The organism is Arthrobacter cheniae (assembly GCF_003602275.1).
In the GTDB taxonomy this organism is placed as follows: domain Bacteria; phylum Actinomycetota; class Actinomycetes; order Actinomycetales; family Micrococcaceae; genus Arthrobacter_D; species Arthrobacter_D cheniae.
Map to the genome: position 1 here is coordinate 448653 of NZ_QZVT01000003.1, position 25932 is coordinate 474584.

26 protein-coding genes and 1 pseudogene are annotated in these 25932 nt (G+C 63.3%); 13 read left to right on the forward strand and 14 right to left on the reverse strand.

Annotated features, from left to right (window positions below):
• Positions 1-84 precede the first annotated feature (84 nt).
• A complete protein-coding gene (glsA, locus tag D6T63_RS07600; protein ID WP_120148387.1) occupies positions 85-1899 on the forward strand; it encodes a glutaminase A in 1815 nt (604 codons plus the stop codon).
• Between the two features lie 114 nt (positions 1900-2013).
• Positions 2014-2229, forward strand: a complete 216-nt coding sequence (locus D6T63_RS07605) for an AsnC family protein (RefSeq protein WP_120148388.1) — start codon at positions 2014-2016, stop codon at positions 2227-2229.
• Positions 2230-2306: 77 nt separating this feature from the next.
• On the opposite strand, the gene D6T63_RS07610 is transcribed toward D6T63_RS07605, so the two are convergent.
• Both D6T63_RS07610 and D6T63_RS07615 read right to left on the reverse strand, forming a co-directional pair.
• Complete coding sequence (locus tag D6T63_RS07610) at positions 2307-4001, reverse strand: ABC transporter permease (protein WP_235830609.1); 1695 nt, start codon at positions 3999-4001, stop codon at positions 2307-2309.
• Positions 3931-4923, reverse strand: a complete 993-nt coding sequence (locus D6T63_RS07615; RefSeq protein WP_182976918.1) for an ABC transporter ATP-binding protein — start codon at positions 4921-4923, stop codon at positions 3931-3933. The genes D6T63_RS07610 and D6T63_RS07615 overlap by 71 nt, the downstream gene beginning before the upstream one ends.
• 40 nt (positions 4924-4963) lie before the next feature.
• On the opposite strand from D6T63_RS07615, the gene D6T63_RS07620 reads away from it, so the two are divergent.
• On the forward strand, positions 4964-5203 hold the full coding sequence (locus D6T63_RS07620; protein ID WP_120148390.1) for a hypothetical protein: 240 nt from the start codon (positions 4964-4966) through the stop codon (positions 5201-5203).
• A 342-nt stretch (positions 5204-5545) separates the two neighbouring features.
• Positions 5546-7804 carry a DNRLRE domain-containing protein gene (locus tag D6T63_RS07625; RefSeq protein WP_120148391.1) on the forward strand — a complete coding sequence of 753 codons (2259 nt, stop codon included), beginning with the start codon at positions 5546-5548 and terminating at the stop codon, positions 7802-7804.
• Between the two features lie 254 nt (positions 7805-8058).
• Here the strand turns inward: D6T63_RS07625 and D6T63_RS07630 are convergent, their stop codons facing one another.
• The 4 genes from D6T63_RS07630 to D6T63_RS07635 form a co-directional block, all read right to left on the reverse strand.
• Complete coding sequence (locus D6T63_RS07630; RefSeq protein ID WP_120148392.1) at positions 8059-8322, reverse strand: hypothetical protein; 264 nt, start codon at positions 8320-8322, stop codon at positions 8059-8061.
• A gap of 173 nt (positions 8323-8495) precedes the next feature.
• Complete coding sequence (locus D6T63_RS19180) at positions 8496-8645, reverse strand: hypothetical protein (RefSeq protein WP_182976919.1); 150 nt, start codon at positions 8643-8645, stop codon at positions 8496-8498.
• A gap of 10 nt (positions 8646-8655) precedes the next feature.
• The gene (locus D6T63_RS20205; RefSeq protein WP_220725892.1) at positions 8656-8868 is read right to left on the reverse strand and encodes a hypothetical protein; all 213 of its coding nucleotides are present in this window, start codon (positions 8866-8868) and stop codon (positions 8656-8658) included.
• On the reverse strand, positions 8869-9321 hold the full coding sequence (locus D6T63_RS07635; protein WP_220725902.1) for a recombinase family protein: 453 nt from the start codon (positions 9319-9321) through the stop codon (positions 8869-8871).
• 1375 nt (positions 9322-10696) lie between these two features.
• Between D6T63_RS07635 and D6T63_RS07645 the strand changes: the two genes are divergently transcribed.
• Positions 10697-11953 carry a hypothetical protein gene (locus tag D6T63_RS07645; protein WP_120148393.1) on the forward strand — a complete coding sequence of 419 codons (1257 nt, stop codon included), beginning with the start codon at positions 10697-10699 and terminating at the stop codon, positions 11951-11953.
• Positions 11954-12208: 255 nt separating this feature from the next.
• Entirely contained in the window at positions 12209-12421 is a 213-nt protein-coding gene (locus D6T63_RS20210) for an ArsB/NhaD family transporter (RefSeq protein ID WP_220725903.1), read from the forward strand.
• Positions 12422-12739: 318 nt separating this feature from the next.
• Here D6T63_RS20210 and D6T63_RS07655 read toward each other — a convergent pair whose 3' ends face one another.
• The 4 genes from D6T63_RS07655 to D6T63_RS07670 are packed head-to-tail and all read right to left on the reverse strand — an operon-like array spanning position 12740 to position 16957.
• A complete protein-coding gene (locus D6T63_RS07655) occupies positions 12740-13843 on the reverse strand; it encodes a zinc-dependent alcohol dehydrogenase (protein WP_120148394.1) in 1104 nt (367 codons plus the stop codon).
• Positions 13840-14859 (reverse strand): Gfo/Idh/MocA family protein, encoded by a 1020-nt coding sequence (locus D6T63_RS07660; protein ID WP_220725893.1) that lies wholly within the window; start codon positions 14857-14859, stop codon positions 13840-13842. Before D6T63_RS07660 ends, D6T63_RS07655 begins: the two co-directional genes overlap by 4 nt.
• Positions 14856-15971: a glycosyltransferase gene (locus D6T63_RS07665; RefSeq protein WP_235830611.1), complete on the reverse strand. Its 1116-nt coding sequence runs from the start codon at positions 15969-15971 to the stop codon at positions 14856-14858. Before D6T63_RS07665 ends, D6T63_RS07660 begins: the two co-directional genes overlap by 4 nt.
• 14 nt (positions 15972-15985) lie before the next feature.
• Positions 15986-16957: a glucosyl-3-phosphoglycerate synthase gene (locus D6T63_RS07670; protein ID WP_120148395.1), complete on the reverse strand. Its 972-nt coding sequence runs from the start codon at positions 16955-16957 to the stop codon at positions 15986-15988.
• A gap of 227 nt (positions 16958-17184) precedes the next feature.
• Between D6T63_RS07670 and D6T63_RS07675 the strand changes: the two genes are divergently transcribed.
• The 4 genes and pseudogenes from D6T63_RS07675 to D6T63_RS07690 all read left to right on the forward strand — a co-directional run bounded on the left by D6T63_RS07675 (position 17185) and on the right by D6T63_RS07690 (position 19927).
• Complete coding sequence (locus tag D6T63_RS07675; protein ID WP_120148396.1) at positions 17185-17868, forward strand: histidine phosphatase family protein; 684 nt, start codon at positions 17185-17187, stop codon at positions 17866-17868.
• Between the two features lie 248 nt (positions 17869-18116).
• Complete coding sequence (locus tag D6T63_RS07680) at positions 18117-18632, forward strand: MarR family winged helix-turn-helix transcriptional regulator (protein WP_120148397.1); 516 nt, start codon at positions 18117-18119, stop codon at positions 18630-18632.
• Positions 18633-18846: 214 nt separating this feature from the next.
• Positions 18847-19520 (forward strand): annotated as a pseudogene (locus D6T63_RS07685) (IS256 family transposase); the annotation flags it as partial.
• Positions 19521-19705: 185 nt separating this feature from the next.
• Complete coding sequence (locus D6T63_RS07690; RefSeq protein ID WP_120148398.1) at positions 19706-19927, forward strand: hypothetical protein; 222 nt, start codon at positions 19706-19708, stop codon at positions 19925-19927.
• A 123-nt stretch (positions 19928-20050) separates the two neighbouring features.
• Here D6T63_RS07690 and D6T63_RS20085 read toward each other — a convergent pair whose 3' ends face one another.
• Both D6T63_RS20085 and D6T63_RS20010 read right to left on the reverse strand, forming a co-directional pair.
• Complete coding sequence (locus D6T63_RS20085) at positions 20051-20122, reverse strand: hypothetical protein (protein ID WP_328588664.1); 72 nt, start codon at positions 20120-20122, stop codon at positions 20051-20053.
• 413 nt (positions 20123-20535) lie between these two features.
• The gene (locus D6T63_RS20010; protein ID WP_268878011.1) at positions 20536-20664 is read right to left on the reverse strand and encodes a hypothetical protein; all 129 of its coding nucleotides are present in this window, start codon (positions 20662-20664) and stop codon (positions 20536-20538) included.
• 1347 nt (positions 20665-22011) lie between these two features.
• On the opposite strand from D6T63_RS20010, the gene D6T63_RS07695 reads away from it, so the two are divergent.
• The 3 genes from D6T63_RS07695 (at position 22012) to D6T63_RS18890 (ending at position 24665) form a co-directional block, all read left to right on the forward strand.
• The gene (locus tag D6T63_RS07695; protein WP_220725894.1) at positions 22012-22641 is read left to right on the forward strand and encodes a polysaccharide deacetylase family protein; all 630 of its coding nucleotides are present in this window, start codon (positions 22012-22014) and stop codon (positions 22639-22641) included.
• A gap of 384 nt (positions 22642-23025) precedes the next feature.
• The gene (locus tag D6T63_RS07700) at positions 23026-23487 is read left to right on the forward strand and encodes a DUF4383 domain-containing protein (RefSeq protein WP_120148484.1); all 462 of its coding nucleotides are present in this window, start codon (positions 23026-23028) and stop codon (positions 23485-23487) included.
• A 425-nt stretch (positions 23488-23912) separates the two neighbouring features.
• The gene (locus D6T63_RS18890; protein ID WP_147394317.1) at positions 23913-24665 is read left to right on the forward strand and encodes a hypothetical protein; all 753 of its coding nucleotides are present in this window, start codon (positions 23913-23915) and stop codon (positions 24663-24665) included.
• 87 nt (positions 24666-24752) lie between these two features.
• Here D6T63_RS18890 and D6T63_RS07710 read toward each other — a convergent pair whose 3' ends face one another.
• Positions 24753-25166: a hypothetical protein gene (locus tag D6T63_RS07710; protein WP_120148401.1), complete on the reverse strand. Its 414-nt coding sequence runs from the start codon at positions 25164-25166 to the stop codon at positions 24753-24755.
• A 149-nt stretch (positions 25167-25315) separates the two neighbouring features.
• A complete protein-coding gene (locus D6T63_RS20090) occupies positions 25316-25891 on the reverse strand; it encodes a cupredoxin domain-containing protein (RefSeq protein ID WP_120148402.1) in 576 nt (191 codons plus the stop codon).
• Positions 25892-25932: the final 41 nt, after the last annotated feature.

Genomic DNA, 25932 nt, shown 5'->3' on the forward strand with positions numbered 1-25932 from the left:
GTGGTCCGCGGTGGTCCCGACGTTCCCCCGGGCTGGATTGCCCGCTGCGGGCTCGGGCGACTCCCCCGCCGTAGGGTGGAAGACATGGAATCGCCGATCGAGACGTACTTCAGGACCATCCACCGGGAGATCTCAGATCTGCGGGACGGCAAGCCCTACAGCACCATCCCCGCCATGGCGAACGTCAATCCCGACAACTTCGGGATCTGCCTGACCACGGTGGATGGCTACATGTACGAGGTCGGTGACACGCGCGAGGAATTCACCATCCAGTCCATCTCCAAGCCCTTCACCTACGGCCTCGCGCTCTCCGACCTCGGGATGGACGCGGTGGACGCCAAGGTCGACGTCGAGCCCTCGGGGGATTCGTTCAACGAGGTCTCCCTGGCCCCCGGCAGCGGCCGCCCCTCGAACGCCATGATCAATGCCGGCGCCCTGACGGCGACCTCCCTGGTCCGGTCCAGGGGCGGTAACTCGCGGTTCAAGCGGATCGTGAACACCTACTCCCAGTTCGCCGGCCGACAGCTCGGCGTCAACCAGGAGATCTTCCGCTCCGAACTGGAGCACGGCCACCGCAACCGGGCCCTGGCCTACCTGCTGCGCTCTTTCGACATCATCGAGGACGATCCGAACCCCGTCATCGAGGACTACTTCCGCCAGTGTTCGGTGATGGTCAACTGCATCGACCTCTCCGTCATGGCGGCCACGCTCGCCAACTCCGGGCGGAACCCGCTGACGGGTGTGGAGGCCATGGACCTGCTCGCCGTCGAGCGGGTCCTCTCGGTCATGACGACCTGCGGGATGTACGACGACGCCGGCTCGTGGATCAGCACCGTCGGCATGCCGGCGAAGAGCGGCGTGGGCGGCGGCACCATCGCCGTCCTGCCCGGCCAGGTGGGGCTGGCCGTCTACTCGCCGCCGCTGGACGAGCACGGCAGCAGTGTCCGTGGGATGGCCACGAGCCAGCGGCTGTCACGCGACATGGAGCTGCACTTCGTGCGGGCGGCTCGGGCCGGACGCTCGGCCATCCGTGCCACCTACGACATCACGGCGGCGCCCTCGGGCATCCGGCGGACGGACGAGGCGATGGACGTCCTCCGCGAGCACGGCCACCGCGCGATGGTCATCGAGCTCAACGGCGACCTCCTCTTCGCGGGTACCGAGTCCATGGTGCGCGAGCTCAGCGGCCTGGACGACGACGTCGACTTCGTGATCCTCGACCTCCGCCGCGTCGACGAGGTGGCGGACGTCTCCCTCCGCCTGCTGGGTGAGGTACGCCAGAACCTCGCGAAGGTGGACCGTGACCTGGTCCTGATCGACAGCGAGGGCACCCTCGCGGAGACCTTTAAGGACGTCGACCGAGCAGTACCGACCTTCGACACCCGCACGGCGGCCGTCGAGTGGTGCGAGAACGAGCTCATCACGCGCTACGGCAGTGACCTCGTCCTCCCGTCCGAGGTGGAGGTGTCCCAGTGCCCAGCGCTGAGTCCCCTCACGGATGAGGACGTCGCAGCACTGGCGCAACGCATGGAGGACCGCACCTACGACAAGGGCCACGTGGTGCGGCGCGTGGGCCAGCCGTTCGGCGGGGTCTACTTCATCCTCTCCGGCAAGATCGTGACCTCGGCCCCCGGACCCTCCGGCGAACGCCTCAAACTGACCACCCTCAGCGCCGGCATGACGTTCGGCGAACTTGCCCTCGGCAGCGACGACCGGCAGGAGACCACCGTCAAGGCGCTGGAGGACGTGCACGTGAAGGTGCTCACCGCGCAGGCCATCCGAACCATCGAGAAGGACGACCCGCGCCTCGCCGTCGAGCTCTGGAAAGCCCTGACCCGGGACGCCTATTCGCGTGTGGACCTGTACCTGCGCGAGACGGCCGTACGGATCCGCGACTAGCGCGGACGACGCCGGTCCCGCACGCGGCGAAGGAGTCCCGTCGGCACAGAAGCGCCGGTCCGGACCACAGGCGAGCCCTTGCCTCCACTACCGAGTGTCAACTAGTGTTGACGAATGGAGGTGAAGGGATTGAAGACACTCGTTGGATCGATGGACGGTAAGGGACCCGCTGAATCCCTGCAGATCGTTGCTGAGCTGCACCGGGAGGTAGGTCGTGCAGAGGCCGGCCTCGTCCGGAGCGCCCGTCAGGCCGGATTGTCATGGGAGGCCATCGCCCAGTGCCTCGGGGTGACCAAGCAGGCAGTCCACCGGAAGTACGGCAAGCAGTAGCGCGAGGCTAGGGCCACTCGGTCCGCAGGAGAGCTGCGGTCCTGGGCCCCCTTGGCGACCTCCGCTTCCTGCCGCCCTCAGGCCGTCGTGATCTCCCGCCGTCGCATGCCGAGAAGGGCCACCAGGGCGGCAAGGACAGCGATGGCGAGCATCCACCAGGCACCGGTCCAGTCCGTCGTCGTACCGTTCGGCACCGGGGTGTGGGAGAACGGGGAGATGTTCCGCACGTCCTGGTCCAGGCCCACCATGCCGCCGAAGATGCCGAGGACGACGCCGGCTCCCAGGAGTGCCCAGCCCATCGGGATGGTGGCCGAGGGCCGGAGGACGAACACCAGCGCGGGGACCGCGAGGTAGATGAGTGCTGCGGGAAGCTGGGCCGCGGCGGTCTCCCACACGGTCCACCCGTCCACGGAGGTGTCGCGCGAGACGGTCAGGGAGAACCAGGCGCCGAATGCCGTCAGGACCATGACCAGCACCACCGAGGCCGCTCCCAGCACCAGGTAGCCCGCCAGCCATCGCGTCCGGCTGACGGGGGCGGCAAGCAGGATTTCCGCGGTGCCGCCCGCCTCCTCCTGGCGAAGCCGGATGATCGCCTGCAGCGCGCAGGTTGCTGCCAGGACACCGGCGATGGAGAACAGGGCGGAGATGAAAAGTTGGGTCAGGGATACACCCTGGGCCTGGAGCATGGCACGCAGGGACCCGGTGATGTTGCTGTCGGCTGTGTCCGCGGCGGCAATCGCGCCCCCCAGTGAGCCCGCCAGGAGCCCCGTGGCCAGTCCGCCGAGGCTCCAGCCGATGATCGAACCGGCCTGCAACCGAAGGGCCAGCGCGGTGGCGCTACCCAATCCCGGCCGTGCGGCCACCCTGCCGGGTAGCGCTCCCCAGACGCTGGTGCCGCTGTCCCGCCGTTGCAGGATCACCCAGGCTGCGCCCCCGCAGGCGACGGCGAGAGTCAGGGGCAGGAGGAGCGGCGACCACCGGTCCCCCGTGTAGGCGAACGTCTGCTGGCCCCATCCGATCGGCGAGAACCAGCTTGCGGCTCCTGCTGTCATCACCGTCCCGTCCGCGTTCGGGGTGCCCGTGGCGTCGCCGATGCCACGCAGGAAGTAGGCCAGAACGACCAGCGCCGCGGAGAGTCCGTTCGCTCCGCGAGCCGTTCCCATCAGCTGCGCCACGAGGAGGCCTGCGCCGAGGAACGCCATCCCGACGGCGCCGGTGGCGGCTCCCGCCAGGAGGGAACCGGCAGGGTCGAGTCCCTGGGCGGCGAAAGCGGCGAACACCGCCAGCCCCACGAGGACGTTGGTGGCCGTGCCGTGCAGGAACGTGGCCGCCGCCGGGATCAGGCGGCCGGCGGGAGTGGCCGAGATCAGCTCCGCACTCCCGCTCTCCTCTTCGGCCCGCGAGTGGCGCACGGCCAGGAAGGTGCTCATCAGACCGGCCAGGAGTGCAAGGAAGGAGTAGATCTGGAAGAACGTGAAGGCACCCTGGTCCGCTCCGCGAGCCAGGCCGCGGAGCATCAGGATGGCAGGAGTGGCGACGGCCACCTGCAGGATCTCCGCGCGGCTGGACTGTTCGCCGAAGGTCTGCTGGATGGCGGCCGCAGCGAACAGGGCAAGGGCGCCGATGCCGAGGACCCAGACCATCACCTGCCAGCGGTCACGCCGCAGCCGTTGGCCCCACAGGATCCGGAGTGCCTTCACCTCAGCCGTGTCCTCTCGCGCGGAGCCGATGGCGGCGCCGCCCTGTCGCCGTCCCGGGGGCATCGTGTTCATCCGCCACGGACGTGTCGCCGTAGTGCCGCAGGAACAGCTCCTCCAAGGACGGTGGCGTGATGATCAGTCCCTGGACACCGAGGGCTCCGAGCACCGGAAGCACCTCCGCGATACGGTCCGAGTCGGCACCGAACCTCACCCGTCCGCCGTCGGCTCTCAGGTCATGGACGGTGCCCAACCCTCCGAGGGTGCGGGTGTCCACGCCGTCGTCCGCGAAGGAGACCTCCGTGCGGCTGAGGTGCCGCAACGAGTCCAGTGTCCCGCCGTCCACGATCCTGCCTCCGCGGATGATGCTGACACGCCGGCACAGCACTTCCACCTCGGAGAGGATGTGGCTGGAGAGAAGCACGGTGGCTCCGCGTTCGACGGCGGCGAGTGTCTCCCGGCGGAAGACCATCTCCATGAGCGGGTCGAGGCCGCTGGTGGGCTCGTCGAACAGGTAGAGCTCGGCGTCCGTGGCCAGGGCCGCGATCAGTGCAACCTTCTGCCGGTTGCCCTTCGAATAGGCGCGGCCCTTCTTGCCCGGGTCGAAGTCGAACGCATCGCAGAGGTATGCCTTGCGCTGCCGATAGGCCGCGCCCTCCGAGGCGCGGCCGGAGGTGCCCTCCCGCAGACGGCAGAGCAGGTCGATGGTCTCGCCGCCGGAGAGATTGGGCCACAGCCTCACGTCACCGGGGACGTAGGCCAGGCGGCGGTGCACCTGCACCGACTGCGCCCATGGGTCGAGGCCGAAGACGCGGGCCGTGCCGGCCGTGGCCCTGGCCAGGCCCAGCAGGATCCGGAGGGTGGTCGACTTGCCCGCGCCGTTGGGCCCGAGGAATCCGTGGATCTCGCCGCGGCGGACCTCCAGGTCGAGTCCGTCGAGCGCTCGGACCCTGCCGAAGTGCTTGTGCAGGCCGACGGTCTGGATGATGGTGCCCATAGCCCGAACACTACTCAGATCTCCTCGCTGGAGAAGGGCGATGTTCGTTGTGGACTGCCCTCTCCGTCCGGGTCCGGCGGACGGCATCTGTTCGTGGAATAGCCAGGAGCCCGCCTCCGCGCGGCACCCCTCATTCGGTTCGGGCTCGACCAACCTGTATGCCGAGATAGCGGCGGGTGAGGAGCAGGTAAACAACCTCGAGGCGGATTGGGGTGCGCTGACCGACCTCTTGCGGGTCGTCACCGATAACAGCGAGGACAGCGTGGGCGGAAGCCCGTAGCCCCTCGGCTCGTGATGTACAGCAGGGCGGCCACGCGGACGGGTGGCCGCCCTTTCGTTTGTCAAAGGCAGACGCAGTATCTGCACAATATTGGCTCTCCTGGCCGTCGGAGTATCTCTTCACTCCAGTACCACGGGTAACACTGGTCACGTCTCAATCACCTAGTTCTGAAAGCCCGGCGCTGCGGTCTCATCCACTCGTGGAACAACGCTCCGGGGCCCTTCATGGTGCTGTGTCGTCTGGGGAGGCGTCAGCTTGTTCGCGTGGTCTTCTCAACCATGCCCATCAGAAAGTGAACATCATCAAAAAATCAACAAGCGCTCTACTTGGTCGGTCCTCTCCATGAGGAAGTTATTGACCGTGGTCGCCCTGTCGGCATTGGTTGCCACAGGGTGCTCAGCACCAACATTTGAAGGGACTCGTGCAGCGGTAAGCGCACCAGTCTCCATCGCTCCGGTAGCGGACACGTACGTTCAGGCTGATTTCCCGACCACGAACTACGGCAACAGCGTCCGTTGGAGCACAGAGGGCCGCAACTCCATGCGGCGCAACGCCCTCCTCAAGTTCGATGTGGTCGTACCGGCAGGAGAGCGGATCGTATCCGCCAAGCTCCGGGCCTACTCGGAGGCGAGCGCAACAGCCACTGAGTTCGTTGACGTGTACAAGACGACCGGCGACTGGACCGAGACGGGTGTTACGTGGAACAACGCACCCGCCCGTGGGACGTGGCTGGGCAAAACGGGTGGCTTCGCAGGTAGCTCCTGGGTGGAGTGGGACGTGACAGCCGCTACGGTGGCTGGGGCGAACAACTTCAAGCTCGAATCGGGTGCCCAGAAGTGGATCGGGTTCAAGTCCGACGAGTCCGCTGACCCCGCTCGCCGCCCGAAGCTCGTCATCACCACAGAGCCGACCGGGACCACCCCGACAACGCCTCCTCCTCCCGTAACGGGTGATGGTACGACAGCTGCTTCCACCCAGAACTGGGGTCCTGTGGTAGCTGGGGACGAGTTCAACTACACAGGAGCGCCTGACGCCGCTAAGTGGAGTGTCTACAACTCGGCTGGTCACGCAGGTAACGGGCTCCGCCGCCCAGCGCAGGTCACCGTTGACAGGACGAAGGCAGTCCTGACTGGCACCCCGGATGGTACGACAGCCGGGATGAGCGCGAAGTTCGCCAACCAGATGTACGGGCGTTGGGAAGTCAGGGCCGCAGGCTCAGGCGACGACGAGTATCACATGGTCAGCATCCTCTGGCCTGACAGTGGGAACTGGCCGTGCGACGGTGAGGTTGATTTCGCTGAGACAACCGGCGACTGGAACGTCATCAAGTTCTTCCACCACTACTCGTGCGACAACCGGCAGACCTCAGGGTCGAAGGCCCTGGATGTGAGCCAGTTCCACAACTACGCGGTCGATTGGTCCCCAGCCGGGATCGTCGGATACGTGGATGGTGTGAAGTGGTTCGAGGACAACACGCCCGGCCATCAGCCTCCCGGCCCGATGCACCAGACTCTGCAGCTTGACTGGTTCCCGAACAGCACCGCTAACGGTGCAGGTGAAATGCGGGTCGATTGGGTCCGCGTCCACCACCCCGCAACCATCACGCAGCCGGCTCCGACTCCGACTCCGACGCCGACTCCGACGCCTACCCCGACGCCGCCTCCTTCGACAGGAGGGTCGTTCGACTTCGCCGCCGTGGGTGACATGAATCCGTCAGGCAACACATCGACGACCTCAGCTTCGGGCAAGAACGCCAGCAGCATCAAGGCGGGACTGGCCGATGGGACGCTCGACAACTTCATCGGTATCGGTGACTTCCAGTACAGCGTCGGCAACTGCACGAACAGCAGCTACACGGGTGACACGTTCGCCAAGTGGGAAGCCGCAGGATGGGGTCCCGTAAAGGCGAAGACCCTGTGGACGGCCGGACCGAACCACGACCACGAGCCCGGACGTAACGCCGAGTTCGACAAGTGGATGGACGGTGCGTGTGGAAGCACCGCCAAGTCGGCCACCAGCACTGACCCGACCCGCACGAACGCTAAGGGCTCAGGCACGGCGGCAGGTTTTCAGGCCGCTCACGAGTGGTATTCCGTAGACAAGGGCAACTGGCACATTCTGTTCGCCCCCACCGGAGCGTGGCGCTACAACGCCACACGTGCTCAGGCGATGACAGCCGAGATTGACGCCAACCTTGCAGCCGCCAAGGCTCAGGGGAAGCATCTGGCAGTCGTTTACCACGACCCGTACTTCACGTCGAACACGTCCTCACACAGCCGCTCCACTGAGGCCAAGCCTTGGATCGACGTGTTCCACAAGAACAGGGTGAAGGTCCTGCTCTCGGGTAGCCAGCACAACTACGAGCGCACGTGCCCGGTCAACAACGCTGACCAGTGCACCACCGATGGGATGCAGCAGTTTCAGGTATCCACGGGCGGTATCGGCCTGAGGGCGTTCACGTCCAGCCCGGCGTACGTCCAGAAGCGTTTCAGCGATACGTGGGGTCACCTGCGTATGAGCCTGAACGATAACGGCTCGTACACATGGCAGTTCGTAGGCGTACATGGTGGCACAGGAACCGATAGCGGTTCCCGCCAGTAGTCCAACTAACTGTGGGGGCTGCCGAAAGGTGGCCCCCACAATCCCATATCTGAAAGGAGGCAAATCGTGAGCGTCACCATGTTTGCGGGTGGTATCACCGAATCGACCGCCTCCGTAACCACCCTGTCCGTACCACTGCCCACGGGCATGACGGAAGGCGACTACACGCTCATCTCACATGGGCGTCGTCGGCGGCACCCTGAGCGGCGCTTCCACGCTCACCACTTACCGCTACGCCACCACCGGTACAAGCGTCACCGCAGCTCACTGGCGTGGACACACAAGGGCACGTCGCAGACGTGCATGAGAGGGTTGCCGGGGTGCAGGGTCTCTCCGGTGAGGTGTTCGTAGGCGTGGCGTTGCGGCCGCAGGGTGCGTTGCTCGCCGTCCCTGGTAACCCAGAACCGCCCGTACCCGTCGTCGGCGATGGCGCCGGTCCAGATCCAGCAGTCATGCGGCCGCGGGCCCTTGACGACTTTCTCCCAGAACCGGTCAGCCTCTCCCCTGCGCTGTCTCATCGCTGATTACCTCCACCAGGACGTCATCGGGCCCGCGCTGGCCGACGGACGATCGGCCGGCGACCCTCCATCCGCACCACGCCGACAATGACCAGAGCGGCCGCGCCAATGACTAGCTACTCGGCCCACCACGGGCTGTCAGAGACGGCGACCGGAACGAGCAGCAGGAAGAACTAGAGCGCGATCACTAGGGCGCCGGCGATCTGGTTCCGGACCCTCGGCGGGATGGGCAGCAGCAGCAGCGGCAGCCGGAGGATGGCGCGGACGAACCGGTAGCTGTACCGGATGCTCGAGGTGAGCAACCAGCGGATGAGTCTGATCATCGAGGCCTCCTTAGAGCCGTGCGTCGAGCGATGGATCAATGAGCGGTGAGGCTGCTTCCTGTGGCGTAAGAGCAGCGACTTCGCCCACTGGTGGTTGCACTTTCGGCCTGCGCCCTTTCGTCGGGGTCGCCTGTTCACGCCGCAGTGTCCGGTAGATGATGGTTCTGCTGACGCCGAGGACCTGTCCGATCTGTTCGACGGTCATGTCCTGCTGCTCGTACATTCACCTAGCCGCGGTGGCCTGCTGAGAACTGAGTCGCGGCGGCCGTCCACCGGTGCGACCTCGAGCCCGGGCAGCCGCGAGGCCGGCGTTAGTTCGTTCCCTCACAAGGTCCCGTTCGAACTCGGCGAGAGCGGCGAAGACGTGGAAGACCAAGCGCCCACCAGGCGAGGTCGTATCGATGGTTTCCTGCAAGGACTTGAACCCGATGCCCTTGTCCTGCAGCCCTGCGAGCTGGTCGATGAGATGCCGAATGGAGCGGCCAAGCCGATCGAGCCGCCACACGACGAGGGTGTCCCCCGGTCGCAGCTGATCCAGCAGCTTGGTGAGCTCCGGCCTCTGATCAAGCGACCCTGAGATCGTGTCAACGAACACCCGATAACAGCCGGCAGTGTTCAGCGCGTCGACCTGCAGCGCGGCGTCTTGATCGGTCGTTGACACTCGCGCGTAACCCAGAAGGTGTCCACGCCCTTAAATGTAGCGGAACTCGTCGCTCGAGCGCAGAAGGGATACATAGATTCTGGCACTGAGTATCGCTACTAATTTCGAACCCCTCGCGCTGGTTGGACGGCAGCAAACGAAGATGTAGCAAATACGTTCGTATGTGCCACTCCGGTTCGGGGCAACCAAGATGTCCGAGACCGTCGAAGCCTGTCCTAGTTAGTGCACCATCATCGGGTTTTTGGACGGGTCTTACGGGAATCAATCTCGACAGCATCCATATGGACGGTCCTCCTCGCTCATGCCGGCGAAAGGCGTTCCAGCGGACAACCGGCTTAGGTGCGCCGGTTCTCGGGCGTGGCCGGCGGCGTAAGTGCAAATTTGATGGCGGCCTCGACTGCATCGCGACGCGCGTCGGTTAATTGAACAAAAAGTGACTCGAAAGCTTGAATCAGCGCCACAAACCTAGGGTGTCCAAATTATTGGTAGGGCGTGCTCTCGAAGTGGCAAGCAATTCCGTAATGAGGGCGCCTACATCGTTTCCGCGGGCGCCCGAGCGAGACCCGCTGGCAGCCAAGTAGCTCCCGATCGAGATGTCGCCCACGTTCTCCAAAAGGGCGGAGGGGCTCTTATCTAGGTAGGCGCATGAGTGAAACGAGTATCTCTTACTCATGCTTTGCCCGGCCCTGCCACTTACTGTTCGGGTACGACAAAAGTTGGGTTGCTGAATTACTGGCCAAGGATTTAACCATCAGTATAGGAGCGCCGGTGAGCGCTCGGGTGGGTGTCTCGGGCTGACGTTCTGTTCATGCAATAAAGCAAGTTGGTGAGTCATTTTTTCATGGCCATTCAGTCGCCGAATTCGATGAAGTACGGAACATCCCGTGGGTCCTCCGCCGCATGCCTCTCTATTTTGATGAGGTAGTCCTTGTGGACGGTCGATCTACAGATAATACAGTCGGCGTTGCCGGAACTCTGTGGAGCGACATCGTGGTCGTGGATGAGCAGCGTAAGGACAAGACATGGGACTTTGGATAGGGCTCCAGCAGACCGGACGCCGGCTGAGTGTTTGCCCCACAACTCTTGTCCGGCACCGTTTCGGAGACGATTTTGCCTTCACCAAGAACCAATGGCACCACGACGGTGCTGACCCGGGCTTGATCGTCCGACGGCATCCGCGCCGTATTGGGTGGCTGGTTGCTTCCCCGTTGCTGGCGGCGGTACGGGGCGCAGGTTTGTCCCTGGTGAGTGTTCCACGCTACGGCCGTACTGGGCCGGGTTTCTGCTCTATACCTACGCAACCATGCTCCGGGATCTAGTAGGCCCGTCCGGTAAGGGTCTTTCTCTTGGCGGAAATACTGTGTGGTTGTCGGCAGCCAGGATTGCGCCCATGACATTGGGCTTTTCATTCTGGCTTCTAGCAGCCCTGCTTCTGGATTCGGAGCAGCTCGGGCTTGGTGCCGCCGTAGTGGCGGCGGCTTTGCTGGCGGTTCAGGTCGGGATGCTGGGCATCGGCCCGGCTACGCTCACCCTGTTGCCGGCTCACGAGGACCGGCACCGGGTGCTGATAGGAGCAGGCCTGCTAATCGTAGGACCCGCATCAATCGTCACCGCTTGCGCACTGCTCGTCGTTACCCGCGCTCTTGGGCGCGGGGTTGGGCAAGCCTGGGACAGGCCCGTGGTCGTGGTGGCGTTCCTGGTGGCAGTCTTCTTCGCCAGCTCCGCGTATCAGCTTGACCACATCAATGTCGCAATCTCCCGCGCGGACCTGGTTTTGATGCGCAGCCTGCTGCAGGGTCTTACCCAACTAGCTGTTCTATGTGTCTGCCTTGCCGGTGGATATCGGAGTGTGATCGCAGTTATCGGTGCCGTCGCAGCCGGAGCTGCGGCAAGTGTCGTGCTGGGTATGCGTCAGCTGTCCCAGGGTGGCCTCAGTCCCCAATGGAAGGAGGGCGTGAGGCTCCAGGGAGTCCTGGAGCTGTTGCGCTTGGGACTAAGAAATTACCCCCTAATAGTCGCCGACCGGGCACCGGGCTACCTCTTGCCCCTGATTGTCGCCGCGAGCCTGAGCGTCTCCTCTGCCGCAGCTTGGTACGTCGTATGGATGCTCGCAACGGCCGTGTTTTTCGTACCACAATCAGCGGGCTACTCGCTCCAGACAAAACTGGTTACTTCGGGCCCTGATCAGTTAACTTCGGGCCCTGATCAGTTATTGGTGAAACAGGCGCTGAGGTTCAGTCTGATGCTGACCTTCACTGCCGGGACCGTGCTGTTGGTAGTGGGCCCCGTTGTCTTGCAGGTGCTCGGAGCGCAGTACGTCAGCCACTGGATCCTGCTGCCGATACTGATTCCGGGCCTGATCCTGGCCTGCGTTACGCAAATCTATTATGGGGTTTGCCGCGCGTCCGGGCTGCTGGCCGAAGCGACAACGATTGCAGGTTTAGGGGCTCTTATTGCAGTAGTGCCAGCCTCTTTCCTGGCTCAAAGCTATGCGCTCCCCGGAGTATCAGCGCTGTGGCTGGTGGCTCAGCTATCGGCCTCACTTGCCGCCGCATGGCGCCTGCGGAAGCTGGCGAGAGCGGGAAAACAGGACGCCCTCCTTTTCCGAAGGTACAAAGGTACGAACGCTGCGGACGGGGCAAGCTGAACGCGCCATGATGTCTAAGCGGCAGCTGGCGCCGGACATCAAGCAACGAACCGCCGACTACTGCCCCACCCCCAGCCAACCAACCTCGGAGAAGCCCGCCGTCTTCACGCAGGCTCATACACGACCGGTGGGTACTAGAACATAGGTGCACAATCGGTGGTGATTTCAACCGGTCAACGCACCGCTGCTACTTCTCCTGCCAGGTTCCTCACCATTGCGCCTCCTGCCCACGGTAATGATGGAAACTGATCGCGGATCCGGTACGCCGACGTCATCGGCTCCGACCTCGGCCCCAAGATCACGCCCGTCGGAGGCCTCGCGACCCTCCTCTGGCTGTACTTCCTGGATCGCAAAGGCATACACATCGGCTGGGGCCAGTACTTCCGCGTGGGCATCGTCCTGACGATCCCCGTGCTGATCATCACCCTCCTCGCCCTGGCGGGCTGGCTCAGCATCGTCGGAGTCTAAGACTAAGTCGGAGTGCGACTCCACAGCTCGATTACTCGCGAGCTCGGCTAACGCATGTCCTCCTAACGGTTAGACGGGCACTGGCTGCAGTATGTCGTTGATCCTGAGTCCGGCGGATTCAGAGACATCTGGCCTCCCAAGGGTGACCGCCCATAAACACGTTGATCAGTAAGTGAGTACGTGCGTTTCCGTCGAAATGGCGGGCCTTCTGAAGGTTAGTTGGCGGGGTCAGCAGTCACTACCGCGAGCGTTGCGTCGCGCTGAGGGAGTTCCATGCGGAATCACGCAAGCTGAACGTGCTTACAGGCTGATACGTGCTTAGAGGTATGCGGGGGCTACAGCGAAAACAGCGGTCAGGACATGCCGTTGGCGTTGGGAAACTTCGCGCATCAGCCGCGGTGCGTCGTCGTAGGGTACGACGTCGGTGACCAGGTGTTTGCGGATCACATCGCCGTGGGAGCGCAGTAGCTTGATGGTTTCTGCGGAGAGCCGGGCACGGTCCCACTGCCCCGCCAAACCGCGGGGAACCCGTCCGATCTGTGCGCAACGCAGGCTCAGCCCGTTGTGATGAAACTCTTCACCGAGGCGCACGGCGTCCGCTCCGCTGGTGTAGAAGGCCAGATCGATGATGCTTCCCTGAGGGCGGGCGGCACGGAGTGCGGCGTGGAGTGCTTCGGGGCGTCCACGGCATTGGAAGACGACGTCCGCGCCCCGGTCTGCCGGGCCATGGCGCCACCGTGTTTTCAGGAGTCTGCCGGGATCAGCTTCCAGGTCCAGGGCGAGGAAGCCCAGTTCTTCCGCTAATCGGCGGCGTTGCGGGTCGGAGTCTGCGACGGCGACCTCGCGTGCGCCGAGGGACCGGGCGAAGAGGGCGGTGAGAAGCCCGATGGGACCGGCTCCGGTGACCAGCACCTGTCGTCCGTCCACGCCGTCGGCAAGACTGCGGACCATGCCTCCTGTTGCCTCCGCTGCTGCGTGCAGTAGACCGTTGGCGCAGATCGGCCCGAGATGGGCGACGAAGACGCCCAGCAGCGGATCGAGGTCCTGGCTCAGTAGCACCAAGTGCTCGTTGAGCGGATCCGCTATGTGCATGGTGGCATGCCCGTAGGCGCAGGCGAGGACATCTCCTTCTGAGAAGGCGGCAGTTCGCGATTGTGCTACCCGGGCGACTTCCATGTAGCCGAGCCGCCGGATCGGGTAAGCCGTGCTGGCGGAGTGCGGTACGAAGAGGCCTAGGTCCGGATCCAGGTTCGACCGCAGCCCCGGGTGGTCTCCTTTGACGAAGGCAAGTTCCGTGCCCGCGGACAGGCCTGTGACGAGGGTTTCGAGCAGCAGTCCGCCCTCGGGGACGTCGGGCAACTGCTCCTCGACGATTTCCAGGGCTCCAGCTGTTGGGATGATGATGTTGCGGCGGCGCCTCACGTTATTGCTCCATGGGGTGCGGATTGCTCTTGGGGCAGTTTCACCGGCAGTCCGGTGCGGGCCGATTCGGCGATGGCGCAGCCGAGACGGTGACTGCGCAGCGCCTCGGCATAGGGGGTGCGTGTGGCTTCCCGCTCACCTTGGACGGCTTGGATGAATTCCCGGTCCACCGTTATCCGTGGATCCTCCGCGTTTTCCAGATCGGTTCGGGACGTGCCGTCGAAGCTGCTGAGGCCGGCTTCGGATATCTCGAGGTATAGGCCACGGCTCACGGTATGGAGAGCGGCCCGGTGCTTGGCGGCCAGCACGGATGTCGCAGCCAGCGTGGCTACTGCCCCGGAGGCGAAGCGCATCGTGGCGGCCGTGGCGTCGTCGACGTCATCGGGCTCCTGGCCGGCCCTGCCTGCTGTCTGCGTGTCGGTGTCCGGCGCGCTCCGGACGCCGGCGGCGTATACCTCGACGACTTCGCCGAGGAGGAACCGGGCAGCGTCCAGAACATGGGTCAGCTGTTCCACCACCTGGCCCCCGGAGCGGTCTACCCGGCCCCACCATGGGACCGGGGGGCGTTTGTCGAGCCAGTAGCCGTTTGCCAACAGGGCAGGGGCTTCCGCCAGCAGGTCGCGCGCGTGTTCCATGGTGTCCATGCAGCGCCAGTGGTAACCGGTGCCGGTGACTACACCGGCACCCTCGACGAGCACTCCGATTTCTTCTGCGACTTCCCGGCCGAGGCCGACCGGCTTCTCCACGAACAGGGGCAGCCCCCGGGAGAGCGCGGCGCGTTCACCCGAGCCGTGCGCGAAGGGAGGTACGCAGATATAGGCGGCATCGGCATCCGCGAGGTCCAGCGCTGTCTCGGGGTCCGGAAAGGCTCGTGCGTCCAGTTCGCGGGCCAGTTTTTCCGCCGCCCCCGGATGGGCGTCGGTGACACTGGTGATCCGGACGCCGAGTTGCTGCAGGGTGCGCGCATGGCGCTGCCCTACGGAACCGGCACCAATAAGAGCTATTTTCACGGTCACGGATTCTCCTGAAGGATCTGGTCGTATAAACGCAGGTAGCTGGCGGCCATCGCCTCCGGCGTCCACTCGGATGCCGCCTCGACGCAGTCCTCGGCACGGATACTGTCCAGTTTCTGCAGGAACCCTGCCAGCTCCGGTTCACCGGCGGCAAGAAACCCGGTACGGCAGTGCTGCACCAACGAGGGCAACACTCCCAACGGTGTCCCAACGACGGGAACGCCCCGTGACAGGGCTTCCACCACACCTGTCGCCCCGGGCTCGGCCCACCGATTGGGCGCCAGTAGTACCCGGGCGGAACGCAGAACGCGTTCTTTCGTTTCGCCGCCGACACCCCCAATCCACCGGTACAGGTTCCCGTCAAGCAGTGGACGAACCTCGTCCTGGAAGTAGATGACACCGGGGTGGGACGTCAGCTGGGCGTCGCTGGCCGCAAGACGGCGGTCCAGCTCAGCAGGATCATCAATGCCGGCGACCGGCCCGGCGAGCACCAGCGGCATGCCCGCCTGCCGGCAGATCCGCACGGCCGCGTCCTGCCCCTTGTCCCTGGTGATGCGGGCCAGCACCAGGGCGTGGTCTGCTTTGTCCGCCTGGACCTGCAGTGCCGGCGGGGCCGCAAGCGGAACGACCCCGATAACCTGGTTCCGCAGTGCCTGTGGCGCGCGGTCCAGTTGGGACTGCGATACCGCGGCGAACCGGACACGGCCACGACCGTCGAAGGATTCATAGAACGTCGCATGCTTGGCCAGGTCCCAATGCAGGGTCTGCAGCACCGGCGGGGCGGCCGTACCCATGGCGGCGAAGATTGCAGGTCCCACGACTTCAAGGTGATCGTGGACAAGATCCCAGCTGCCGCCGTCGTAGATGGCCTGAACGATCCCCTGCATGTGGGCGTGCGCGATACCTGAAACCTGGTTGTAGGGCCGGGCGATCGAGGTGAACTGCGGCTCGGCCAGCGGATGCAGGTAGTCGTCGGCTTCGATCGTGCTGGTGCCGACGGTGGCCAGCGTTATATGAACACCGGCGCGGCGCAGTTCGGGAATCAACGTGGCGATGACCGTTTCGATGCCACCGTAACCGGAGGGTGGGACGGGCAGCCACGGGCCGGCATTCACCAGAACCCGCATCCTCAGACCCACTCCCCCGTGGTCGACCAGTGGTGTCCGACTTCCAGCATGGGTGGGCGTTCGGACACCCCGATGGCGGTAGTGTCACCGATGTAGTTTTCGCCGTCGCGTAGGAACTGGGTCAGTTCCACGGTGTGGGGGGCAGCCGGGGCAAGCCCGCGCCGGTGAAGTCTTGCCTGCACGGTGAGCTGGATCTGCAGCGCCATCCTGGCCAGCTCGCCATCGGTCGAGTTGCGGTGGCGGCGCTCTCCAAGGTCCACCTGGGCCATACCGTCCAGACCCACCGTTTCCAGCACATCGATCAGCATGCCGATCTCCACGCCGTAGCCGGAGACGAACGGTATGCATTCGAGCAGGCTGCGGCGGCCGGCGTATTCTCCGGCCAGCGGTTGGACGACCCCGGCCAGCTCAGGCCAGAACAAATTCAGCAGGGGACGCGCCACGAGTTCGGTCACACGGCCACCCCCGGCCGGCATGACCTTGACCCCGTCATCGAGAGGGCGGTCGTAGTAGCTCTTGACGAAGTGAACCTGCGGGTCGGTCAGCAACGGGCCGAGCAGACCGACCGCGAACTGCGCATTGAAGCCCTGCAGGTCCGCGTCAATGAACACGATGATGTCCCCCGACGCGACCGCCAGGGACTTCCACAACGCTTCGCCCTTGCCAGGGATGCATCCGGTGTCCGGCAGGATCTGGTCCTGGTGCGCGATCGTGGCTCCGGCGGCCGCCGCCACCGTCGAGGTGTCGTCCGTGGAGTTCGAATCGATCACGATGATCTCATCCAGCAACGGCACCTCTTCCATCAACTCGGTGCGCAACGCGGTGACAATTGCTCCAATGGTTGCTGCTTCGTTCTTCGCCGGAAGCACCACGCTGACCCGTTGACCTTGCTTGCGCGCCGTGAGGTCCTGCCGGTCGAACACGCTCCCCTGAAAGCTTCGGGACGAATACCAATCCTGAACCTCTGCCCGCATGCCGGTTTCTCCTCGCCAAGCGTGCCGGTAGACCCCGGTCCGGCTATCGATAGGATCAGGTCGAAGCCTACGGTTCCAGCAGCCCCTTGGGAATAGATCAAAAAACCGGTTGCTCCGGGACCGGAGACTGCCCCGACAAAGGACAGCACAGGGACAGCACGGGCCTGGATCAGAGCCCTGATCGGAGTCGGGAATCTTCGGGGAGCCAGCGGTGATGAGGAGAATTGATGGACCAGTTACAGGCCGGCGGGTCACGTCCCCGTCTGGTGTTGTGGAGGCATGGCCAGACTGAATGGAACGTGCTGGAGAAAGCACAGGGCCACGCGGATATTCCCCTCGATGCAACGGGCCGCTACCAGGCACAGCAGGCCGCGAAGCTGTTGGCTACCTTCAGCCCCCGATTCATCTGGTCCAGCGATCTGGAACGCGCCCGGCATACCGCCGCCGAGCTGGCCCGCCTGACTGGTCTGGAACCTGTGTTGGACAAGCGGCTGCGGGAATACCACGTGGGTATCCGGGAAGGCACCACCTTCGCCGAGTTCCGGCAGCAGCACCCGGACGTTTACGAGAAGTTCTTTACCGAGGAGAACTACCGGGTTCCTGGCGCCGAATTGCCCTCGGAAGTGAACCAGCGGATGAAGACCGTGATGATGGAGGCAGCCCTTACCCTGCGCGGCGGTGGCACCGGCGTGCTCGTCGGGCACGGGGCCGCCCTGCGCAACGGGTTGATGGCCTTCTTCGACGCCCCGGCCCATATGCGCGAGATGTTCGCCGGCATGGCCAACTGCGCCTGGACCGTCCTGGAAGAACACCCCGACCGCGGCTGGCAGATCATCGACTTCAACGCTCAAACCCTGCCCAATACGTCCGTGCCGCTAGCCGACGACATGCCCGCCGAACACGACACCTAGGACCAAACCGGAGCAGCCTCCTCAAGACTGCACACACCTCATGCGAGGGCTTCGGTCCGCGCTTTCACCTGGGGCGACAACCCACCGTCGATGTGCGACACCGCGGCCCTTGCCGCCCCGAGTGCCTCACCCTTCCTGAAGTCATTCAATCGATTGGGCCTCTGGCAGGCTTCAAAGGGTTGACTAGAACTGCCTGTGTCGGTGCAAAAATAGGAGGCTAGTCAGGCACGCGAGCAAGAGGACGCAGGATGGAACTCGGTGACTGGTCGACCAGTAGATTACTGACCACGGCGAGCCGCCTGTGGGAACACGAGCTCAATCAGAACCTCAGCCAGCTCGGCATCACTCATGCAAACCTCAGCACCCTGAGGGTCCTTCAAACTCATGGCCCTTTGACGCAAAACAAGATAGCTGCGGCCCTTCACCTGCGAGCCCAGACCGTAAGCAGAATCCTCGACAAACTCGAAGGACAGGACCTGATCAAACGAGTCCGCGGACACCCCGATCGGCGCGCCCTCACCGTGCACCTCACCACCAAAGGGCTCGACACCCTCACGTCAGCGCTGAACCTCGAACGCTTACCGCAGACAGTGCCAACAGAACATTCCTTCGTTCCGTCCCGTGGCCCATCGGGCTCCTTCATCAAGGCCTACGAAGCCGATCTCCGCGCGGCCCTGATTCGCGTCATCACCGAAGTAGACAGCACCTGGAAGGGCGACGACACCGGCCTACCCCCGGTCAGCCCGAATGCCGACCAACAATAACCGGCCACCCCCATCGGCTCCGCACCCCCTTACGCAAGTTGAAAGTAGGTCTGCTTACAATCTCAAATCAGTCCCGCCTAGCATGGATGAGCTTCGCGGCGAACGAGTTCCAGCTGCGCTTGCGCAGCTGGTGACCGCGCCATGCCGGGTCAGGGTCTCTTCGGGCGACATTCGTACCAGGTTCACCGGGAGTTCATCGTTTGACCGGTTTTAGTTCGTCGTCCTGGGCGTCACCACGAACGGAGAGCGGGAGATTCTGGGCATCTGGGCCGGCGACGGAGGCGAGGGCACCAGGTTCTGGCTACAGGTCTTAGCGAGCTGAAGAACCGAGGTGTCCAGGACATGCTCATCGCCGTGTGTGATGACCTGAAAGGGCTACCCGAGGCGATCAACACGACCTGGGAGCGCACGGTCGTTCAGCAGTGCATCGTGCATTTGATCCGCAACAGCTTCCGTTACGCCGGCCGCCAGCACCGCGACGGCATCGTGCGGGCACTCAAGCCCGTCTATACGGCTCCGAGTGAGGCCGCGGCGAAGGACCGGTTCACGGAGTTCGCCGCGGAGTGGGGTGAACGGTACCCGGCGATCGTGAAGCTCTGGGCGAGCTCCTGGGCAGAATTCGTACCCTTCCTCGAATACGACGTGGAGATCCGACGGGTGATCTGCACGACGAATGCGATTGAGTCGATCAACGCCCGCTACCGCCGGGCCGTCAGAGCCCGCGGCCACTTTCCCAACGAAGCCGCCGCCCTGAAGTGCCTTTACCTCGTGACCCGATCTCTTGACCCGACCGGCGGCGGCAGAGCACGCTGGGTGATCAGGTGGAAACCCGCCCTCAACGCGTTCGCGATCACCTTCGCCGGACGATTCGAGAAAACCATTCACTGATGAAACGCCGGACCCCACACACCGTTTATCGGACAGTCCCGGCCCCGATTAGAGATTGATGACTTCTCATCTCGTAAGGGCTGCTGTGGGCAAGGGCATCTTTATCCTGCGAAGTGCTGGAGGGCCTGCTTAGGCTTGTGGTGTCACCCAGCTACTTCCCGAGGAGGACAAGTTGGTGTACATCGATGAGTCACGACGACTCAGATGAGGCCTTGCGGGCCCTGATCACCGATGTGATGAGGCAGGGGCACATCAGCACCCATGGGTTGTGGGTGTACTACTTCACTATCGGCGGCGACATCGACGAGGTGGAGGTCGACGCGTACCTGCACGGGCTGATGCCCTTGCCGGTACTGGATGAGGATCTGCTCGCTCTCGCCGTGGCGGAGATGTACGCGGACACCTGAGGATAGTTATCTCACGCACCTGGAGTCGCTTAAATCATGTGGTGATGGATTGTTAGTCGAAGTGCGTGGTTGGGGGTTCGTCGCTGACGGTTGATACGACGTTTGCTGCGATATCGCGGAGTTTCATGTCCGGCTATTCGAGGCGGCCCTGAGGATACTCATGGCCGTTGTCTGGCTGCACCGGCTCTGCCCCATGACGATGCCCGCGGCAAGATTGATGATGGTTCGATCGTGTCAAGTTGATTTGGCCCCGTCACACCGGGCCACTCCAACCTGTCACAGCCAATGGTCCTTGATTCCAGGACCGAGGTGAGGTGCGCCGCCTGATCTGACAGACGAGTGATGCGCACTGCCAGGCGCAACGACTTGGATGCATCGCGGGCGAAAGCTTCTGCAGCATGGTTGGGAACCGCGGAAGCGGCGAAGGGTCCCCTCCGGTTGGCGGTAAGCAGCCTTCGTGACCGCCGCGAACTAGCGACGGGTGCGCGGCTGCGAGTATCGGCTCACAAGATCGTTGACCGCAAGCGTGGCGACGATGATCGACACGGCGACGCCGGCGAGCATGACGTAGAGTCCGACCAGCATCGCCATGGGCGAACTCGCGTCGGTCAGGAACCGATACCGCCTACTGCTCCAACAACCCACAACGCTGTCACGGCGAGGAGCACCGCCATCGACGGCAGGGCCGACTTATTGTCCCTCAGCCACTGCACTTTTCGTCCTGCTTCAATCCCCATGAGCGCCATGCCTTAAGTGTCCGACCCGTCGATTACAGAGCGGCCGAGGACACGTTCCTACTGGGTCACAATGCAGCACCGATACACCAGCTCAGCACGGAGTCCCCACTACTAAACCCGGCTGTCAGACAGTGAGAGGAACAAAGTTCAGCACAACGAATCATTCGTGCCATCCCTGTCGGACAGCACGAAGACCCTGAGCTAATCCAGGAGGGTTTAAGCTGCGGCCGCTTGAGTTGGTTGGGTTGGTTGGGTTGGTGCACCTCCTGACCACTGATGCACGGCACAAGCTCCCCCACGCTTCGCTGCTTGTCCCGCACACAAATGGACAGCAGGAATCACGTGCCCGGCAGCGCACCCCCCCCCCACCGTCACCGACACGGGGAAGCTCACCTCGAGCGAGCGGTAGGCGTCCACAGCCTCCTGACGCTGCGGTACTGAATACAACACGTTTGAGGCCACCAGGGCTAATAGTTGGTGATAGGTGCAGGAATCGGCAGTAGCAGCACCGAGGGTGCCCGCCCTATCTATCAGCGGGTCATCCATCTGTGGGCGGGTGGAGCCCGAAGGGTGGAGCTCAAAGCCGTCCACCTGTGGGTCAGCCGCCACAACAGACCAGCTTCTTCTATGGTCGGAATCCGAGTCGGTTGACGCGTTGACGGGGGAAGTGTTGGGAGGAGTGTGGGGCGTAGTGGCTGATAGCCGCAGTGATGATGATGATTGATAGTGCGAACATGACGTAGAGATCGTCGAGCAGGGCCATCGGTGACGACGCGTTTTGCAGACAACCGATCCCACCAGCAAGCCCGACAACCCAGATCCTGCCAGCGCGAGTGAAGCGACCAGCGACCAGGGAGATACCTCAGTGCTTACCTCCACAGCGCTTGATCGGTGGATGACAGGTTGTAGTGCGGTTCGTGAAACGGCCCTTTACCGGCCTCTGGTCAGGCAGCGCCAATAGTTGATCGAGACACAAGACCGCGCTATGGGCGCGGCGTTGTAGGCTGCGAATGCCGGTCCTGGTGATCGGGGTCTCATCCTTGCCTGCATCGCACCGCGGCGCTTCGTCACTCTCATTGGCGTGCCGCGGGTTTGGCGTGTGCCGGCGGGGCGTCATCTTGGGGGGAGGGTCTTGGTTTGGAGCGCCGAACATTCATTAGTGCGATAGTCGCCGGCGGCATGGGCATTGCTTTGGCAGGTTGCGCCCAGCCCGCCCGCATATCCGCCGAGGCTTTACGGACGGCAGCACCCACAGGTTCACCGGTTCCGACATCCGTTTCCTCCTCACCATCACCGTCACCGCTTGCAACGACACCAGCAGCAACTCCATTGCCTGTGGCGCCTGCTGTGACCAAAGTGCCGCTACCGGCTGGTGTCATCACGGGTCTACCCACCTCCGAACAGCTTCTTGCGTGGACGGTCGACGACGGATCGGACAGCGAAGTCATCCGGCTCTACAGCGAATTCGCTCGCACAACAGGTACCCGGCTGACCTTCTTTCTCAACGGCTCCTACCCTGGGTGGTTCGAGCACGCTGAGCTGCTCAGACCGCTGGTAGCTTCCGGTCAGGTCCAGCTCGGCAACCACACCTGGTCCCATGCCGACCTCACCAGCCTCAGCGATGCGGGAATCATCGGCGAGCTGCAACGAAATCATGACTTCATCGTCTCCGCGTTCGGCATTGACCCTCGGCCCTATTACCGGCCCCCGTACGGATACCGGGATCAACGAACCGACGCGGCGGCCGCTTCGATCGGCTACACCTCCCCCATCATGTGGTACGGATCGCTGGCCGACTCAGGTCTCCGCACCGACCAGGAAATCCTCGACCTCGCACAACAATGGTTCCTACCCGCCCACATCGTGATCGGACACCTCAACTACCTCCCTGTCACACGGGTCTTCCCCCAACTTCAACAACTCATCACCGACCGCGCACTGACCACGGTCACCCTCAACGACATCTTCGGCACCTAATCCGATTCGACGCAGGTAACCCTTCGATGCCTACCTCGAGTTGCACCACTCCCAGGCGAAGCACCGCCCCTGACCTGTCCCAAGAGGTGGTGCTGATCTGTGACATTTTCAGACATCAATACTGATTCGAAGACTATGAGTGAGGAATGTGTAACGCGTTTGGCTTTAACTGAACAACCTGGACAAGTTGAGAATGGCGACACGAGTCATCTGCATCTTGCGGGAAAGCCTGCTTACTAAGCTGTGCTCGGCCGCCGAATGGTTTCTTAGCAGGATCATTTGATGGTCGGATCGGTCTCACCTCACTACGAGGTCGCCCTGCAGATGGCCTCAGTATCGGTCGATGCAGGGAAATCATTTGCACATCTCACTGGGAGAACAATCATGACTACCGCTAATACGCCCCGCGCGGGCACCCGCACGAACGTCCAGAAAGCAGCCCTCGCCGTGGGAGCCGTGTTCCTTCTCGTGGGCCTGCTCGGCTTCATCCCCGGCATCACCAGCCAGTACGACCAGCTCAGCTTCGCCGGCCACGAATCCGGAGCACTGCTTCTTGGCCTGTTCCAGGTGTCCGTCCTGCACAACATCGTGCACCTGCTCTTCGGGGCGGCCGGGATTGCCATGTCGCGCACCATCAGCGGCGCCCGCTCATACCTGCTGTACGGGGGAATCATCTACCTGGTCCTGTGGATCTACGGCCTGGTCATCGACCAGAACTCGGCCGGCAACTTCGTCCCCCTCAACGACGCCGACAACTGGCTGCACCTGCTCCTGGGAATCGGCATGATCGCCCTGGCACTACTCCTCACACGCCACCGCGACCGCACCGCCACGAAGCACGCATAACTGAGCTGGATCGACCGGAAGTATACCGCCGGTAGCAGTGCGGCCCCAGAACACCTCGGGGCCGCACTACTCGTCTAAGTAGCTAGCAGCATCGGCAAACGGGATGCGTTCGCTTAGGCGAAGGCACTCTTGGGCCCAAGAGAACAGGTCGGTTTGCCGCTACCGGGAACCACAGACACTGCCATCACTCGTTACAACGTCCCGCGGTATATAGGCGGGGACATCGTTTGTAGCGCGTAGCTAGGTGCGCCTCGATGCACGGCGCATATGTGGCCAAGAAGGTGAACAGGGCCAAGTTCCATCCGTCGGAGCGATTGTCTTTTGATTGGGTCGCTCCAGGTGAGCTTGTATCTGGCGCAATGAGTGCACCAAGCTGATGGACCGTTGGTAACGAACGAATAACATCCGAGGCGGGACCGAATCTGGTGAGCCCGGGTCGCCATGCGCAACTTATTGGAGGCTTTGTGAGCTTGATACAGCGACGTAGGACCGGTTTTGCTCTGTCGGTGATCGCGGTTGCGTTGGTGAGCGCTGGGTGTGGTGCGGTTGATGAGAACCCACTGAACGTGAACGGCGACCGACCGTCCACAGCATCCGCGCCTGGATCCGCTGCTGCTGGGTCCGGGACAGGCGCCCCTGAAGAAGAGAGCACGGCTGGTGCTGCGCCGGCAGGGGATGAGTGGGGCGATGATCCGTTGGGTATCGCCAAAGACGGGGCAACGCTGTGCGGGGTGCAGCCGGAGAAAAGTCTTCAGCAGTACACACTGCTCCTGCATAACCCGACACTGGAAACCTTCACCTTTTCCGAGATCGGGTTGGGATCCCCTGAGGGCCTGAGTGTCGTGTCGGTGGAGGTCACACCGGCCAATAAGGAAGGCCACGGCAATCGCGGTGCGGCACCGGGATCAACACCTCACGCCGAGCACGAAGCGGTCCCCTCCCCCACCGAGACGGAGACTGATGAGGAGCCCAGCACGTTCGAGGTGGAACCAGTGCCGGCCGAAGGATTTGTTTTTGAACCCGATGCACACATCGACATCGTCGTGAAGGTCGCCCTGGATGAAGCAGTGGACCGGGGCACCGCCGAGAACGTGGTGGTTGATTTCAGCTCCCCGACCCGTGAGTACTCCGTCGCACACCCGCTGAACATCACCGTGGACCGAACGTCCTGCTCCTAGCTGAGCACACCACAGTCACTCCGTCGGTCCCCCTGAGCCGCTCTCGTCCGCTTAGTTTGGTGCCTGGTTCGGTGAGAAGCTTTTGCCTCAGCGTTCGACATGCGATTGAGGTCCGGTGTGCGATTTCCGGCGGAGGGTGTACCCAATGAGGGCCAGGACGAGGGCAAGTGCTTCGGCGACGGCTGTGATGGTTTTGGTGGTGTACCAGACAGGCTCATACATGGACGGTATGGGCCCGAGGGTCGGGATCTGGACATACCGGTAGGCGATGACGGCTGCCAGGGAGGCCAAAGCCACCAATGCGGCGAGCAGGTAGGACCGGCGTGTTCCTCTCACCAGGACATACAGGGCAGCCAGGACAGCGACGGCGCCCTGTATCCGGAAGATGTTGCCGCCGCCTATACCGGTTGGTGCTGCCTGCTGGAACCCTGCAGCCAACTGGAAATGGATGACAGCACTCACAATCAGTGCGACCGCGATAAGGATCCGCAGGACTAACATCACCGGGCGCCTAGCCGCGGTGTTAGCGGTATTTGCGTGACGGCCCACCCGCGCATCGGCATGTGAGCGATCATGCCCGCCCACCAAATCTGCTCCGCGGCCACCCTTGCTACCCGTGTTACCGGGGTTTGAAGGCCTTCCGCGCGTGGTCATCCGATGACCAGCATCCCGGACATTTGGGGGTGGTAGGTGCAGATGACTTCGTACTCCCCGGCTTTTTCAGGGGCTGTGAAGGTTACGGTTTCGCCTGGGCCTGCCTCGACGTTGAACTCTCCCTCACCCTTAGCGGTGACCGTATGAGGAGCGTCGTCCTCATTGATGACCGTCACCTCGGCACCCGGGGCGATGCTTTCAGGCATCTGGTACTCGAAGTCCGCGATCGTAATCACTGCCTCCTCGGCAGGCGCGGCCGCAGCGGACTCCGACATACCAGCACCAGCTGATGTCTGCGCAGTCGGGGCCGCACTCGGGGCTGTAGTTGGGGCTGCAGCGGCGGAACTAGCAGTGTCATCCGCCGGCGTCTCAGCCGTTGATGTCTCAACTGCAGGCGCCTCAGTCGTCGGTGAGCAGGCAACAGATCCCATTACAACAGCAGCAAGGACCAGTGCGGGCAGAGCGTGTGTGGTGGTCTTCATTAGTTCCTCCAAAGGATTCATGGTTGTGATGCAAAACAAGCTGATTGCAGTGTCACGACGCGTCCTGGAATAGCGTCCGGGGACAATCATGTCCGACGCTGGGACTCGACTGCATTCAACCCCGTAAGAAC